The 14,599-nt window shown below is 67.7% G+C and carries 18 protein-coding genes and 1 riboswitch; of the genes, 11 read left to right on the plus strand and 7 right to left on the minus strand.

The features are described 5' to 3' along the window. Positions 1 to 25 precede the first annotated feature (25 nt). Positions 26 to 520, plus strand: a complete 495-nt coding sequence (locus AC5Y47_RS14310; RefSeq protein WP_499944660.1) for an NUDIX hydrolase — start codon at positions 26 to 28, stop codon at positions 518 to 520. 38 nt (positions 521 to 558) lie between these two features. On the opposite strand, the gene thiE is transcribed toward AC5Y47_RS14310, so the two are convergent. Beyond that, entirely contained in the window at positions 559 to 1,233 is a 675-nt protein-coding gene (gene thiE, locus AC5Y47_RS14315; RefSeq protein WP_499944661.1) for a thiamine phosphate synthase, read from the minus strand. Positions 1,234 to 1,389: 156 nt separating this feature from the next. Here thiE and thiO point away from each other — a divergent pair, with 156 nt between their 5' ends. From thiO to AC5Y47_RS14335, 4 genes are read left to right on the plus strand one after another with little or no spacing between them, the layout of a single operon-like run. Next, positions 1,390 to 2,391 carry a glycine oxidase ThiO gene (gene thiO, locus AC5Y47_RS14320; protein WP_499944662.1) on the plus strand — a complete coding sequence of 334 codons (1,002 nt, stop codon included), beginning with the start codon at positions 1,390 to 1,392 and terminating at the stop codon, positions 2,389 to 2,391. Next, positions 2,391 to 2,588, plus strand: coding sequence for a sulfur carrier protein ThiS (gene thiS, locus AC5Y47_RS14325; protein ID WP_499944663.1), 198 nt, complete (start codon positions 2,391 to 2,393; stop codon positions 2,586 to 2,588). The genes thiO and thiS overlap by 1 nt, the downstream gene beginning before the upstream one ends. A 43-nt stretch (positions 2,589 to 2,631) precedes the next feature. Further along, positions 2,632 to 3,336 (plus strand): thiazole synthase, encoded by a 705-nt coding sequence (locus tag AC5Y47_RS14330; protein WP_499944774.1) that lies wholly within the window; start codon positions 2,632 to 2,634, stop codon positions 3,334 to 3,336. Beyond that, positions 3,333 to 4,091, plus strand: coding sequence for an SGNH/GDSL hydrolase family protein (locus tag AC5Y47_RS14335; RefSeq protein ID WP_499944664.1), 759 nt, complete (start codon positions 3,333 to 3,335; stop codon positions 4,089 to 4,091). Before AC5Y47_RS14330 ends, AC5Y47_RS14335 begins: the two co-directional genes overlap by 4 nt. Positions 4,092 to 4,100: 9 nt before the next feature. Here AC5Y47_RS14335 and AC5Y47_RS14340 read toward each other — a convergent pair whose 3' ends face one another. Further along, positions 4,101 to 4,601 carry a serine/threonine protein kinase gene (locus AC5Y47_RS14340; protein WP_499944665.1) on the minus strand — a complete coding sequence of 167 codons (501 nt, stop codon included), beginning with the start codon at positions 4,599 to 4,601 and terminating at the stop codon, positions 4,101 to 4,103. Positions 4,602 to 4,955: 354 nt separating this feature from the next. Between AC5Y47_RS14340 and AC5Y47_RS14345 the strand changes: the two genes are divergently transcribed. The 5 genes from AC5Y47_RS14345 (at position 4,956) to AC5Y47_RS14365 (ending at position 9,442) form a co-directional block, all read left to right on the plus strand. Beyond that, the gene (locus AC5Y47_RS14345; protein ID WP_499944666.1) at positions 4,956 to 5,279 is read left to right on the plus strand and encodes a CD225/dispanin family protein; all 324 of its coding nucleotides are present in this window, start codon (positions 4,956 to 4,958) and stop codon (positions 5,277 to 5,279) included. A 15-nt stretch (positions 5,280 to 5,294) separates the two neighbouring features. Continuing rightward, on the plus strand, positions 5,295 to 5,720 hold the full coding sequence (locus AC5Y47_RS14350) for a DUF2752 domain-containing protein (protein WP_499944667.1): 426 nt from the start codon (positions 5,295 to 5,297) through the stop codon (positions 5,718 to 5,720). A 31-nt stretch (positions 5,721 to 5,751) separates the two neighbouring features. Beyond that, positions 5,752 to 7,254, plus strand: coding sequence for a M28 family metallopeptidase (locus AC5Y47_RS14355; protein ID WP_499944668.1), 1,503 nt, complete (start codon positions 5,752 to 5,754; stop codon positions 7,252 to 7,254). 228 nt (positions 7,255 to 7,482) lie between these two features. After that, entirely contained in the window at positions 7,483 to 7,878 is a 396-nt protein-coding gene (locus AC5Y47_RS14360) for a DUF4190 domain-containing protein (protein ID WP_499944669.1), read from the plus strand. A 100-nt stretch (positions 7,879 to 7,978) separates the two neighbouring features. Beyond that, positions 7,979 to 9,442 carry a neutral zinc metallopeptidase gene (locus AC5Y47_RS14365; RefSeq protein WP_499944670.1) on the plus strand — a complete coding sequence of 488 codons (1,464 nt, stop codon included), beginning with the start codon at positions 7,979 to 7,981 and terminating at the stop codon, positions 9,440 to 9,442. An 8-nt stretch (positions 9,443 to 9,450) separates the two neighbouring features. Here the strand turns inward: AC5Y47_RS14365 and AC5Y47_RS14370 are convergent, their stop codons facing one another. Together AC5Y47_RS14370 and AC5Y47_RS14375 are read right to left on the minus strand one after the other, a co-directional pair. Next, the gene (locus AC5Y47_RS14370; protein WP_499944671.1) at positions 9,451 to 9,798 is read right to left on the minus strand and encodes a hypothetical protein; all 348 of its coding nucleotides are present in this window, start codon (positions 9,796 to 9,798) and stop codon (positions 9,451 to 9,453) included. Positions 9,799 to 9,842: 44 nt separating this feature from the next. Beyond that, the gene (locus AC5Y47_RS14375; protein WP_499944672.1) at positions 9,843 to 10,067 is read right to left on the minus strand and encodes a hypothetical protein; all 225 of its coding nucleotides are present in this window, start codon (positions 10,065 to 10,067) and stop codon (positions 9,843 to 9,845) included. Between the two features lie 155 nt (positions 10,068 to 10,222). Here AC5Y47_RS14375 and AC5Y47_RS14380 point away from each other — a divergent pair, with 155 nt between their 5' ends. Then, positions 10,223 to 11,395: a TetR/AcrR family transcriptional regulator gene (locus tag AC5Y47_RS14380; protein WP_499944775.1), complete on the plus strand. Its 1,173-nt coding sequence runs from the start codon at positions 10,223 to 10,225 to the stop codon at positions 11,393 to 11,395. On the opposite strand, the gene AC5Y47_RS14385 is transcribed toward AC5Y47_RS14380, so the two are convergent. From AC5Y47_RS14385 to thiC, 3 genes are all read right to left on the minus strand, one after another. After that, entirely contained in the window at positions 11,373 to 12,020 is a 648-nt protein-coding gene (locus tag AC5Y47_RS14385; RefSeq protein ID WP_499944673.1) for an alpha/beta hydrolase family protein, read from the minus strand. The two genes, AC5Y47_RS14380 and AC5Y47_RS14385, sit on opposite strands and share 23 nt — an antisense overlap. Beyond that, the gene (gene thiD, locus AC5Y47_RS14390) at positions 12,020 to 12,847 is read right to left on the minus strand and encodes a bifunctional hydroxymethylpyrimidine kinase/phosphomethylpyrimidine kinase (RefSeq protein WP_499944674.1); all 828 of its coding nucleotides are present in this window, start codon (positions 12,845 to 12,847) and stop codon (positions 12,020 to 12,022) included. Before thiD ends, AC5Y47_RS14385 begins: the two co-directional genes overlap by 1 nt. Continuing rightward, a complete protein-coding gene (gene thiC, locus AC5Y47_RS14395; RefSeq protein WP_499944675.1) occupies positions 12,844 to 14,496 on the minus strand; it encodes a phosphomethylpyrimidine synthase ThiC in 1,653 nt (550 codons plus the stop codon). Before thiC ends, thiD begins: the two co-directional genes overlap by 4 nt. Next, a riboswitch (TPP riboswitch) is annotated at positions 14,487 to 14,597 on the minus strand. It overlaps the preceding gene by 10 nt. Between the last annotated feature and the right edge of the window lie 2 nt (positions 14,598 to 14,599).

Raw genomic sequence — 14,599 nt, forward strand, 5'->3', positions numbered from 1 at the left:
ATTACCGCATGCCTATCCTGATTCAGTGCGGGGCGACGGCGACGGATGGGTGATATCCGAGCACGGCCGGCACTACTGGGGCAGATTCGGTGCGGCCGGCCTGTTGTTGCGGGCGCCCCGGCACGACGGCAGTCCCGTGGTCCTGCTGCAGCATCGAGCGGCCTGGAGTCATCAGGGTGGCACCTGGGGTTTGCCCGGCGGTGCCCGCGACAGCCACGAGACCCCGGAAGAGACCGCGGTGCGGGAGGCGTACGAAGAGGCGGGCGTGGACGGCCGGCGGCTGACGGTGCGGGTTGCGATGGTCACGGCCGAGGTCGCCGGCCGCAAAGGCATCGACTGGCATTACACGACCGTGATCGCCGACGCCGAGGAGATGCTGGAGACCGTCCCCAACCACGAAAGCGCGGAGATGCGCTGGGTGAGTGAGGACGAGGTGGCCAGCCTGCCGCTACACCCGGGGTTTGCCGCCAGCTGGCAAGAGCTGCGCGCCGTTCTGGCAACGCTGCCGCTGCGAGCGTGAACTGCGCGACGCGACGCGCCGTGCGGGTGTCGTGGGATTCACGCTGGACGGGGCGGTGCGGCCAGCGCTGAGCTGAGCGCCTCAGCGGCCGCTTTCGGATCCTCGGCCGCGGTGATGGCGCGCACCACCACGACCCGGCGGGCGCCGGCGTCCAGTACCTCGGGCAGGCGCCGCTGATCGATGCCGCCGATGGCGAACCACGGCTTGTCGGTGGCCAATCCGGCGGCGTAACGGACCAGGTCCAGGCCCGGCGCGGCGCGGCCCGGTTTGGTGGGGGTGGGCCAGCACGGGCCGACGCAGAAGTAGTCGGCCATGGAACGCGCCGCCGCTGCGGTCTCGTCGGGTGCGTGGCTGGACAGCCCGATGACCGGCCCGGGTCCGACGATGTCGCGAGCGATCTGCAGGGGCAGGTCGCGTTGGCCCAGATGCAGCACGTCGGCTCCGGCCGCGCGGGCGATGTCGGCGCGGTCGTTGACGGCGAACAGGGCGCCGTGCCGGCGGGCGGCGTCGGCCAGGACCTCGCAGGCGGCCAGTTCGTCGAGCGCTTCCAGCGGGCCGAAGCGCTGCTCACCGGGCGAACCCTTGTCGCGCAGCTGGATGATGTCCACCCCGCCGGCCAGGGCCGCGTCGGCGAACTCGGCGAGGTCGCCGCGCTCGCGCCGGGCGTCGGTGCACAGGTACAACCGGGCGTTCTGCAGCAAGGGTTGGTGCACACCGCGACGTTAGCGCGCTAGCGTGGAACGTTGGAAACACACGACAACGCACGGGAGTCCCGGGTAGTGAGCGGGGCTGAGAGTGGACACTGCCGCCAACGGACCTGTCCTTACCGTCACACCTGATCCGGGTCATGCCGGCGAAGGGAGCACAGGATGCAGTCTCTGGCCGTGATCGGCGGCGGTGTCATCGGCCTGTCGGTGGCACGCCGGGCCGCGCAGGCCGGGTTGTCGGTGACGCTGCACGCCAACGGCGAGCGCGGCGCCTCGTGGGTCGCCGGCGGCATGCTGGCCCCGCACAGCGAAGGCTGGCCCGGCGAGGAACGGTTGTTGCGGCTGGGGCTGGAGTCGCTGCGGTTGTGGCGCGACGGCGGATTCCTGGACGGACTGGACCCGCAGGTGGTGACCGCGCGCGAATCGCTGGTGGTGGCGGTCGACCGGGCCGACGTCGCCGACCTGCGGACCGTGGCGGACTGGCTGTCCCAGCAGGGGCACCCCGTGGTCTGGGAGTCCGCCGCCCGCGACGTCGAACCGCTGCTGGCCCAGGGCATCCGGCACGGGTTTCGGGCTCCGACCGAACTGGCGGTGGACAACCGCGCGGTTCTCGACGCGCTGGTCGCTGACTGCGCGCGACTCGAAGTCCGGTGGGCCGGACCGGTCACCGCGCTGGGCGCCGCCGAGGGTGACACGGTGGTGATCGCCAACGGCATCGACGCACCCGCGTTGTGGCCCGGCCTGCCGGTGCGGCCGGTGAAGGGCGAGGTGCTGCGGCTGCGCTGGCGAAAGGGTTGTATGCCGTTGCCGCAGCGGGTCATTCGAGCGCGGGTGCACGGCCGGCAGGTTTACCTGGTGCCGCGCGCCGACGGCGTGGTGGTGGGCGCCACCCAGTACGAGCACGGCCGCGACACGGCCCCGGTGGTGTCGGGGGTGCGCGACCTGCTCGACGACGCGTGCGCGGTGCTGCCGGCGCTGGGTGAGTACGAACTGGCCGAGTGCGCCGCGGGTCTGCGCCCGATGACGCCGGACAACCTGCCCATTGTGCAACGCCTGGACGACCGCACGCTGGTCGCCACCGGTCACGGCAGGTCCGGGTTCCTGCTGGCGCCGTGGACGGCCGAACAGATTGTGTCGCAACTCATTCCGGTGGGAGTCCGCTGATGATCGTGCTTGTCAACGAACGCCGGGTCGAGGTCGACCCGCAGACCACCGTGGCCAATCTGTTGGCCTCGATGGGCTTTCCGGACCGGGGTATCGCGGTGGCGCTGGATTCCTCGTTGTTGCCGCGGTCCAACTGGGCGACAACGCTGTTCGACGGTGCCCGAATCGACGTAGTGACGGCGGTGCAGGGTGGTTGACAAACTGACGATCGCGGATCGTAGTTTCGCCTCACGACTCATCATGGGTACCGGGGGCGCAGGCAACCTGGCGGTGCTCGAGGAGGCGCTGACGGCGTCGGGCACCGAATTGACCACCGTCGCGATCCGGCGGGTGGACGCCGAAGGTGGCACCGGACTGCTGGACCTGCTCAACCGGCTCGGCATCACGCCGTTGCCCAACACCGCCGGGTGCCGCGGCGCGGCCGAAGCGGTGCTGACCGCACAACTGGCCCGCGAAGCGCTCGACACCAACTGGGTGAAGCTCGAGGTGATCGCCGACGAGCGCACCCTGTTACCGGATGCGGTCGAATTGGTAAAGGCGGCAGAACAATTGGTGGACGACGGGTTCGTGGTGCTGCCCTACACCAACGACGACCCGGCGTTGGCCCGGCGCCTGGAGGACACCGGATGTGCGGCGGTGATGCCGCTGGGTTCACCGATCGGGACCGGTCTGGGTATCACCAACCCGCACAACATCGAGATGATCGTGTCCCGCGCCGGCGTCCCGGTGGTGCTGGACGCGGGCATCGGCACCGCCAGCGACGCCGCGCTGGCCATGGAGTTGGGTTGCGACGCTGTGCTGTTGGCCACCGCGGTCACCCGGGCGGCCGATCCGCCGGCGATGGCCGCGGCCATGGCGGCGGCGGTCACCGCCGGCCATTTGGCGCGGGGAGCCGGTCGGATCCCGAAGCGATTCTGGGCACAGGCGTCCAGCCCCGACCGATGAAACGCTATGTGGCGCTAGGCAGTTCGATGGCGGCCGGTCCCGGGATCCGGCCGCGCGCGGCGGGCGCACCGCGGCGGGCGGGACGTTCGGCCCGCAACTACGCGCATCTGGTCGCCGAACAGGCCGGCCTGGAACTGACCGACGTCACCTATTCCGGTGCCACCACCGCGCATGTGCTGACCGACCGCCAACACGGCGCACCGCCGCAGATCGCCGCGCTGGACGGTTCGGAGGCACTGGTGACCGTCACCATCGGGGGCAACGACATCGGCTACATCCCGTCGCTGATGGCGGCGTCGCTGCCGTCGCTGCTGCGGCACCTGCCGCTGCTGGGTGGCTGGATCACCGAACTACTGGATCGGGACGCCCGCGACCGGGCGCTGTCCGAGGTGGCGGATTCGCTGTACGAGGTGGGTCGTTCGCTGCGCGAGCGGGCTCCGCGGGCGCGGATCTTCTTTGTCGACTACCTGACCGTGCTACCACCCGCGGGTGTGCCGGCGTCGCCGCTGTCCGACGAAAATGCCGCACTGGGGCGGCATCTGGCCACCGCCCTGGAACAACTGACCGCCCAAGCCGCCGCGGCGACAGATTGCGCTTTGGTTAAAGCCGCGGCGGCCAGCCGCGAGCATCACGCGTGGTCGGCGCAGCCCTGGGTGACGAAACCCGGTGTGCCGCTACCGGGTCGGCCCGCACCGCTGCACCCTAACGGTGCCGGGATGCGGGCCGTCGCCGATCTGATCTTGAAAGCGTTGTAGCTCAACGGGTTAGCCGTTGGTGCGCCACCACTGGTAGAGCGGAGCGGTGTCGGTGTTGGACGCCCGGACAAAGCTCAGCACGTTCTTGGCGTCGGTGGTCCAGATGACTTCGGCCTGACCCTGGTAGGTCCCACAGGCGACCTGTCCGGACGGGGAGGTGGCATTGCCCTGAGTCCACGTGGTGGGCGATTGGGCGTCGCCACACTTGGTCAGGGTGTCGTCCTTGATGCTGGCGGTGAATGCGCTGGCCAGGTCGGTCGCGTTGCTGAAAAGCATGTACTTGCCGACGACGGGTCCGCCCTCGGTGGAGTTCTGTCCGCATTCCAAGACCGCGACCATCCCACTGGCCGGCTCCTTGGCGCTGCAGTTGCTCGTTGAGTAGCCCTTGGACAAGACGCCGACAAGGGTTTCGTTGGGTTCGGCGTTCGCGGTCGCCATGCCCGCGTAGCCGACACCGGCCAGCAGCGCCGCAGCGGAAGCGGTCCGCAACAGATTCGTGAAGTGAGGCATTTGGTGCTCCTTTGTTTTGTGGGCCCGATGGTGCGGCTGTGCCGGTATCGGGAGTGTATTTGCGCGGCTCGCCAGAAAACAGGGTTTTTGCCAAAAGGCGTACGGTGTGCGGCGCTGCACCGATCCATTCCATGGGCCACTGTCTGACACAGCACTGATCCGTGCGCGACCCGGCGGCCGGACGATCCTCGAAAAGTCAATGACTGCAAGCGAATTCGCGACACCGCGGGATGGCCGTGGGCCGGCCTGAACGGGTATGGGCGCGATCGCAAATTCAGTGATGCCGTGCGGCCGGGTCTCCGGTATGGTAAGCCTCGCTTCACGCCAGCTAACTCCCCTCGACCTGGAGACGCCATGACACAACCCCCCGGTTACCCGCCGCAGCAGCCCGCCGGCGGACAAGCGCCGAACAACAACTTGGTGTTGGCGATCCTGGCAACGATCTTCTGCTTCCCGCCGACCGGAATCGTCGCGATCGTGAAGGCCAGTCAGGTTTCTGGGCTGTGGGCACAGGGGCTGCATGCCGAAGCGCAGGCTTCCGCCGATGCGGCCAAGAAGTGGGTGAAGTGGTCGGTCATCGCCTGGGTCATCTTGTTCGTCCTCTACCTGGTCTTCGCGGTCCTGCTCGCGTCCAACGCGCCGGACACCAGTGGCGCTTTGGCGGCAATGCTGTTCTGAGCACGGGTTGAGTTCATGGAGGTCCGCCAAGCCGCGGAGCCGCTGAGGCTGGGCGCGCCACTGCTGGTCGGTGGCGCGTCGGTCTTGGTCTGTGCTGCGATCTGGCTCGGCGACCCGACCACACCGGGCGGCCCGCTGCCGACCTGCCCGACCAAAGCGCTGCTGGGAATCGACTGCCCGGGCTGTGGCAGCTTGCGGATGATCTACAGCTTGCTGCACGCAGATGTGTTGGCGGCCATCAGGTTCAACGCGCTGGGCTTGGTCGCGGTCGTACTGCTGGTGTGGGCCTACTTCGCCTGGACGTACGGCCGGCTGGTGGGCCGGCGAATCAAGAGTTGGCAACACACCCGCTGGGCGGCGATGGTGACGCTGGTGCTGTGGGTGGCCTGGTTCGTGGTGCGCAATATCCCGTTCGCACCGTTCACGGGACTGTCCGTCTGATAACGGCGCGAAGGCGTCTAGTCTGGGCGCGATGCTGAACAAATCGAAGACGCTTCCCGCCGCGCTCGCGGTGCTGACCCTGATCACGTTGCTTGCCACCGGTTGCGGACGTTGCACCCACGAGTCGCAACCAGCGGGCAACAGCCAAGCCGCGACCGAGTTCGCCACCACGATGCGCAACAAGGTCACCGCCGACGCGATGATGGCGCACCTGTCCAAGCTGCAGGAGATCGCCAATGCCCACAACGGCACTCGCGCCGTAGGCACCCCCGGCTACGAGGCGAGCGTGGACTACGTCGTCGAAACGTTGCGCAAGAGCGGTTTCGACGTGCACACACCGGAGTTCACCGCGCGCGTGTTCCACGCCGAGAAGGGCTCGGTTGCCGTCGGCGACTTCAACTCCGAGTCCCGTGCGCTGGAGTACAGCCGCGGCACCGGACCGGAAGGCGTGACGGGACCGCTGCTGTTCGCACCCGAAGGCGAGAGCCCCGGATGCACGCCGAACGACTACGACCGGTTGCCGGTGCAGGGTGCGGTGGTGGTGGTCAACCGCGGTGCCTGCCAGTTCGCCCAGAAGGAGGACGCCGCGGCCCAGCGCGGCGCCGTCGCGCTGATCGTCATCGACAACGTCGACGAGCAGGCGATGGGCGGCACGCTCGGCGCGGACACCGACGTGAAGATCCCGGTGGTCAGCGTCACCAAGTCCGTCGGTTACCAGCTGCGCACCAAGGCTGGCCTGGCGACCGTCAAGCTCGCCGCCAACACCCAGGATGTCAAGGCGCGCAACGTCATCGCGCAAACCAAGACCGGCTCACCGACCGACGTGGTGATGGCCGGCGCGCATCTGGACAGCGTGCCGGAAGGGCCGGGCATCAACGACAACGGTTCGGGAGTGGCCGCGATCCTGGAAACCGCGGTGCAGCTTGGCAATTCACCGCAGGTGCACAACGCGGTGCGGTTCGGTTTCTGGGGTGCCGAGGAACTCGGTTTGATCGGTTCACGCAAGTACGTCGAGTCCCTGGACATCGAAGCGCTCAAGAACATCGCGCTGTACCTGAACTTCGACATGCTGGCCTCGCCCAACCCGGGCTACTTCACCTATGACGGTGACCAGTCGCTGCCGCTGGACACCCGCGGCCAGCCGGTGGTGCCGGAAGGTTCGGCCGGCATCGAGCGCACGCTGGTCAACTACCTGAAGCTGTCCGGCAAGACCGCGCGCGACACCTCGTTCGACGGCCGCTCCGACTACGACGGGTTCACCCTGTCCGGCATCCCGTCGGGTGGGTTGTTCGCCGGTGCGGAGGCCAAGAAGTCCGACGAGGAGGCCAAGTTGTGGGGCGGGACGGCCAACGAGCCGTTCGACCCCAATTACCACCAGAAGGGCGACAACCTCGAACACATCGACCGCACCTCGCTGGGCATCCAGGGCGGCGGCGTCGCCTATGCCGTCGGCTTGTATGCGCAGGATCTCGGCGGTCGCAACGGGGTTCCGAGTATGGGGGACCGGATTCGCCACGTGCTCGCCAAGCCATGACCGGGTAGCGCGCGTGCCGGCGGGCGGCATGAACACCGGTGCCGCTCAGGTGAAAACCGTTGTGCGGTCCCGGCTTTGGGGTGGACAGGCGTCAACCCCCGGGCCAAGCGGAATCGTACGCGGGTGTCGTAGTGCAGCCCTAGTCACGGCGCGCGCCATGGAAGTAGAGTGTGGCCTGATGCTGGCAAACTCTCAGACACGGCATCGTGATTGGTGTAGGAGGGTCCGTTGACGGAACAACCGCCCCAGTATCCGCCGCCGCCACCCGGGGGTTACGGCTACGAACCGCCCGCCGCTCCCGACGGTTACGGCTATCCGCCGCCGGCGCCGAGTCCCTACGGCGGCTACCCGCAGAGTGCGGGTACCAACGGGTTGGCGATCGCCTCGTTGGTGTGCTCGCTATTCGGCTGGCTATGCGGCATCGGCACCATCCTGGGCCTGGTGTTCGGCCTCGTTGCGCTGGGCCAGATCAAGAAGACCGGTCAAGACGGACGCGGCATGGCGCTCGCCGGAGTCATCATCAGTGGGGCATTGCTCGCCCTCGGCGTGCTGTGGGTCATCTTCGCGATCATCGTCGGGGCCGCCAATAGTGCCGACACCGCGTCCGCGATGTTGATGGCCTGACCCGCAAGTCTTTTCGCGTGCCGCGCCGGTCCGACGCGTTCCCGTGCGGTGTCTAGAATAAGTTGCTGTGTGCAGGCCGGTCGGGGACGGGGTTGGTTGAATGAGGTTGCGCTCACGCCGGGTGAACGCGTCGGTGCGGGCCGTGACGGCGTTGCTGGGAGCGGTCGTCATGGTGGCGGGCTGTTCGACGGTGGTCAACGGTCGGGCGGTGTCGATCCTCAACGACCCGTTCCGAGTGGGCGGCCTGCCGGCGACCAACGGGCCGAGCGGACCGAAACCGAACGCCCCGGCCGCGACCGGCACCGTGGTCAACACCGACAACGGAGCGATCGACAAGTTGTCGTTGTTGTCGATCAACGACATCGAGGAGTACTGGAGAGCCAATTACAAGGCGCCGCTGAAAGGTTCGTACAAGCCCGTCGACAAGTTGGTGTCCTACAACTCCAAAGACCCGAGCAGTCCGTTGGTGTGTCGCAACGAGACCTACCAGAACGTCAACGCCTTCTTCACCTCTCGCTGCAACCTGATCGCCTGGGATCGCGGGGTGTTCATGCCGACCGCCAAGCAGTACTTCGGCGACATGTCGGTCAACGGCGTGCTGGCTCACGAATTCGGGCACGCACTGCAGGCGATGGCCAAACTGGTCACCCGCAAAGATCCGACCATCGTCTACGAACAGCAAGCGGACTGCTTTGCCGGTGTGTACCTCTACCACGTGGCCGAGGGCAAGTCGCCGCGCTTCACCCTCAGCACCGCCGACGGGCTCGATCACGTGCTGGCCGGCATCATCACCACCCGTGATCCGGTGATGGACGCCGAGGAGTCCAACGACGACGAGCACGGCTCGGCGCTGGACCGGGTGAGTGCCTTCCAGATGGGTTTCGTCACCGGAACCTCGGCGTGCGCCACGATCAACAAAGCCGAGATCGAGCAGCGCCGCGGTGACCTGCCGACAACGTTGCGGGTCGACACCAGCGGATCCTCGGAAACCGGTGAGGTCGAGATCACCGAAGACACGCTGAAGACATTGATGGAATTGATGGGCAAGATCTTCTCCCCGAAGAATCCGCCGACGTTGTCGTTCAAGACCGGGGGCTGCTCCAATGCGAAACCCAGCCCGCCCGCCTCGTACTGCCCGGCCACCAACACCATCGCGGTCGACCTGCCCGCGCTGGCGACGATGGGCAAAGTCGCGGGGGAGCGGGAATACAGCCTGCCCCAGGGTGACGACACCGCGCTGTCGATCGTGATGTCCAGGTACGCGCTGGCGGCCCAGCACGAGCGCAACCTGCCGATGCAGAGCCCGTGGACCGCGCTTCGCACCGCATGTCTCACCGGCGTCGCGCACCGCAAGATGGCCGACAACATCGAGCTGCCGTCGGGGAATTCGCTGATCCTGACGGCCGGAGACCTCGACGAGGCCGTCGCCGGGCTGCTCACCAACCATATGGTGGCCAGTGACGCCGACGGCGTCAGCGTGCCGGCCGGGTTCACCCGGATAGCGGCGTTCCGGGCCGGCGTGGGCGGCGAGATGGAGCGTTGCTACAGCCGCTACCCGGGGTAGCTCGCCGGCTAGGACCACCCGATCTCGGGATGCGGCAGCAGATGCTCGGGTTCGTCGCTCACCGTCGGATCACTGCGCATCCACAGCACCGCGACCCAGCCGATCAGGGACCACCCGATGACGAGGATCGGGATGGCCCATGCCCGCCGGATCAGCAGCGCGTTGCCACACCCGGCCGTCGAGGCGTTCGCGTCATGGGAGATCTGCGACTGCTCGACACCGATGCCGTTGCCGCAGCTGATCCTGATGCCGTACAGGTCGTATTGGTCCAGGTAGACCGGAAACCACAAGGCGGCGAATCCGGCGAGTACCAGCAGCAGGCCGGCGATTGCGAGGTAGCGCTGACGGTGGCTCACAATTTCTCCAGACGATGTTAATTAGGCGGTGCGGTCTTTCGCGGTCAGGTCATGCAGACGTTGGAGAACAACAGGACGGGCCACGACACGATCGACCCCAAGAACGAAACGGCCAGGTCCGCACCTTGCAGCTCACGCAGGTGGTCGGTGTGCGTCATCGACCAGACCGTGCCCACCAACAAATATGGCGTGCCGATCATGATCCCGAGGGCAAGCAGCTGGGCGACGGAGAGCTCAATGCTGAGCACCCGGCGAATTCTGTCCAACACTATGCCCCGCCACCCATCGGACCACCCCTCGAACTCACACTATGTTAATGGAGGTTCCGCGGGTGCGGTAGTAGCGACGGGGTTTCGGAGGTTACGACCGGGGCTACAGTAGGTCGGTGAGGGAGGTGGCGTCGGTTCCCAGTGCTGAGCCGACGATTCGCCGACGGCCCAAGGATCGCAAGGCCCAGATAGCCCGGGCGGCCGCCGAGGCGTTCAGCGCCCAGGGTTATCACGCGGTGAGCATGGAGACCATCGCGGGCAGAGTGGGAGTGTCCGCACCGGCACTGTATCGCCACTACTCGGGCAAGTACGACCTGTTCCGGGGTGCGGTGCTGGCCCTGAGTCAGGTACTCGTCGACTGCACCGAGTTCGACGACGAGCCCGACCTGGACCAGATCGTCGCTGCGCTCATCGACACCGCCCTGGACAACCGTGACTCCGGTGGGCTCTACCGGTGGCAGGCGCGGTATCTGAGGGCCGAAGATCAAACCGCGCTGGCCGAGCAACTCAAGATGGTGAATCGCCGAATTCAGCGGCCGCTCATGGCGGTTCGGCCTGGGCTGGCCGCCCGGCAGCGGTGGATGCTGTCGGCCGGCGCGCTCAGCGTGATCGGCAGCATCGTCGATCACCGCGCCCGGATGTCGCCCGCCGACATTCGCGAAGTGCTGGGCGCGGCGGCGGCGGCGGTGCTGGCCGCGGACCTCCCGCAGCCCGGCGATGTCTTTCCCCGCCCGGCGTCCTGGCGGATCTTCGCCGCGGACGCCGGTGTCTACGAGGCGTTGTTGCACGCGTCGATGGCGTTGTTCAAAGACCGGGGATACACCGACACCAGCATGGCGCAGATCGCCTCGGCCGCAGGGATTCCGGTGTCGGGGATCTACCGGTATTTCTCCGGCAAGTGCGAGATCCTGGCGACCGGCTTGCGTCGCGCGGCCGACCGGGTCTCGGCGCAGCTGGCACCGGTGCTGGGCGCTCTCACCGAGCCCAGCCAGGCTTTAACGTTGCTGATCGATGCCTACGTGGCGACGTCGTTCGCCAACCCGGAGCTGGCCGAGGTGTACTACACCGAGCGGGTCAACCTGACCCCGGCAGACCAACTGCTGCTGCACAACGTGCAACTCTCGACCATCGATTCGTGGGTACGGCTGCTCACCGCCGCCCGGCCGTCGCTTCCCGCGATACGGGCGCGGTTCCTGGTGCACGCCGCGATGGCGCTGACGGTCGACCTGGGCCGCATGGTGCCGGCCGGCATCCGTGCCGAAGAGTCCGCCTACCTGCAGGCCTGCGTGCGAAAGTTGATGGAAGTCACCCTTTTTGGGCCCCGCTGAGATCCAGAAGCCGAAGCGCCGCGGCAACCGCTAGAGCGGCGACGTCGAGAGTCTTCGACGCCAGGTCGTGGCGCGCGCCGGTGATCTCGACGATCTCGGTCGCGGCGGGGATCAGCGCTGCGGCATGCCGCAATTCGGCGATCGTGCCGAACGGATCCGAGGTGCCGTGGGTGAACACCGTCGGCACCGCGATGTCCGGCAGGTGCTCGGTGTGCATGCGTTCCGGTTTGCCCGGCGGATGCACCGGATAGGAGAACAGGGTCAGCACGTCTACCTTCGTGTCCGGCGCCGCCGGTCCGGCCACCACCATGGACGTCTGCCGGCCGCCGTACGAATGGCCGCCGGCGATCAGCGGCCCGTCGGCCAGGCCCCGGCACACCTCGATCGCCTCGGCGATCCCGGCCTGATCGGTGGCCGCGGAACCCGAAGGCGGGCCCTTGGGGCGACGCCGGCGATAGGGCAGGTTGTAGCGCACCGCCAGCCAGCCACGCTGCGCCCACTCGTCGCAGACCCGTTGCAGCAGTGGGGATTCCCGGCTTCCGCCGGCACCGTGGGTGAGCACGACGACGCCGCACGGGGTGCCGTCGGATTCGTGGGCGATACCGGCGATCCGGTCGAGGTTCATCAGCTCAGCCGGAACAGGGGCGAGACGGGCCCGTGCCCACCGCCCAGCGGATAGGCCGCGCGCAAACACTCTGTCACCCAGCTTTTTCCGAAAGCGACCGCATCGGGCACGGTGCGGCCGTGGGCCAGCGCGCACGCCACCGCCGAGGCCAGCGTGTCACCGCCGCCGTGGTCGTTGCCGGTCGGCAGTCGCGGGGCGTCGAATTCGTAGCAGTCCGCGCCGTCATAGAGCAGGTCGCAACTACGCTCCGAGGACCGCAAGTGCCCACCCTTGACCAGCACCCACTGCGGTCCCAATGCATGCAGAGCCTTGGCCGCCGCGTGTTGCGTCTGCTGGTCGACGACCTCGATGTCGACCAGCAGCTTCACCTCGTCGAGGTTGGGCGTCACCAGGGTGGCTAACGGAAACAGTTGGGTGCGAAGCGAATCCAGTGCTTCTCGGGCCAGCAGCGGGTCGCCGTGCATGGAGGCGCACACCGGGTCGACTACCAGCGGCACCGCCGGTTCGACCCGGCGCCAGGTGGTGGTCACCGCCTCGATGATCGACGACGACGCCAGCATTCCGGTCTTGGCGGCCTGGACACCGATGTCGTCGACCACCGCCTCGATCTGTCCCGCCACCACGTCCGGCGGAACTTCGTGAAAGCTCTTGACTCCCAAGGTGTTCTGCACGGTGACCGCGGTGACGGCCACGCAGGCATGCACGCCTAGTAGGGCCATGGTGCGCATGTCGGCCTGGATGCCCGCGCCGCCTCCGGAGTCGGACCCGGCGATGGTCAGTACCCGCAGCGGCGTCGTGCCCGGCGCCGGAACCGGCAGGAAGGTCACTGGGTGGGCGTCAGCGGGAGATAAACCCGGTTGCCGTGGTCGGCGAACTCGCGGGACTTCTCCTCCATCCCGGCGGCCAGCATGGCCTCGACGTCCTCCTCGGTCTCCAGACCGTGCTTGGCGGCGAAGTCGCGCACGTCCTGGGTGATCCGCATCGAGCAGAACTTCGGCCCGCACATGGAGCAGAAGTGCGCGGTCTTGGCGGGCTCGGCGGGCAGCGTCTCGTCGTGGTACTCCCGCGCGGTGTCGGGATCCAGCGACAGCGCGAACTGGTCGTTCCAGCGGAACTCGAAACGTGCTGTGCTCAAGGCGTTGTCGCGTTCCTGCGCGTGCGGGTGGCCCTTGGCCAGGTCGCCCGCGTGCGCGGCGATCTTGTAGGCGATCACCCCGTCCTTGACGTCCTTGCGGTCGGGCAGGCCGAGGTGCTCCTTGGGGGTGACGTAGCACAGCATCGCGGTGCCGGCCTGGGCGATGATGGCCGCGCCGATCGCCGAGGTGATGTGGTCGTAGGCGGGAGCGATGTCGGTGGCCAGCGGCCCCAGCGTGTAGAACGGCGCCTCCTCGCACCATTCCTCTTCCAGCCGGACGTTTTCCACGATCTTGTGCATCGGCACGTGCCCGGGCCCTTCGATCATCACCTGCACGCCATGGGATTTGGCGATCTTGGTCAACTCACCCAGGGTGCGCAACTCGGCGAACTGGGCGGCGTCGTTGGCGTCGGCGATGGAGCCGGGCCGCAGCCCGTCGCCGAGGGAGAAGGTGACGTCGTACTGCGCCAGGATGTCGCAGAGTTCCTCGAAGTTGGTGTACAGGAACGACTCCTGGTGGTGCGCCAGGCACCAGGCGGCCATGATCGACCCGCCGCGGGACACGATGCCGGTGACCCGCTTGGCGGTCAGCGGGACGTAGCGCAGCAGCACCCCGGCGTGCACGGTCATGTAGTCCACGCCCTGCTCGCACTGCTCGATCACGGTGTCGCGGTACAGCTCCCAGGTCAGTTCGGTCGGGTCGCCCTTGACCTTCTCCAGCGCCTGGTAGATGGGCACGGTGCCGACCGGGACCGGCGAGTTGCGCATGATCCACTCGCGGGTCTCGTGGATGTTCTTGCCGGTGGACAGGTCCATGATGGTGTCCGCGCCCCAGCGTGTGGCCCACACCATCTTGTCGACCTCCTCGGCGATCGAGGACGTCACCGCCGAGTTGCCGATGTTCGCGTTGACCTTCACCGCGAACGCCTTGCCGATGATCATCGGCTCGCTCTCGGGATGGTTGTGGTTGGCCGGGATGATCGCCCGGCCGCGGGCGACCTCGTCACGCACCAGTTCGGCGGGCATGCCTTCGCGGACCGCGATGAACGCCATCTCGGCGGTGATCTCGCCGGCCCGGGCACGCTGCAGCTGGGTGCCGCGGTCGCGGATCACCCCGGGCCGCGGCGGCAGGCCGGCGGTCAGGTCGATCACGGCGTTGGTGTCGGTGTACGGCCCGGAGGTGTCGTAGAGGTCGAAATGGTCTCCGGTGGACAGGTGCACGCGGCGGAACGGCACCCGGGCTCCAGGGACCCCGTCCACTTCGCGGTAGGTCTTGCTGCTGCCGGCGATGGGGCCGGTGGTCACAGACGGGTCGACGGTCTTGGAAAGAAGTTCGGTCATGGTGCATCTCCCTACGCCGGCATTACCCGGTCAGGTTCGTACGGTCGACGGCCCCAGCCGTCCTCTCAGCGCGTCGGGTTCGCGCTCCCGCGTGGATTTGATG

This window comes from Mycobacterium sp. NGS22, from assembly GCF_059813095.1.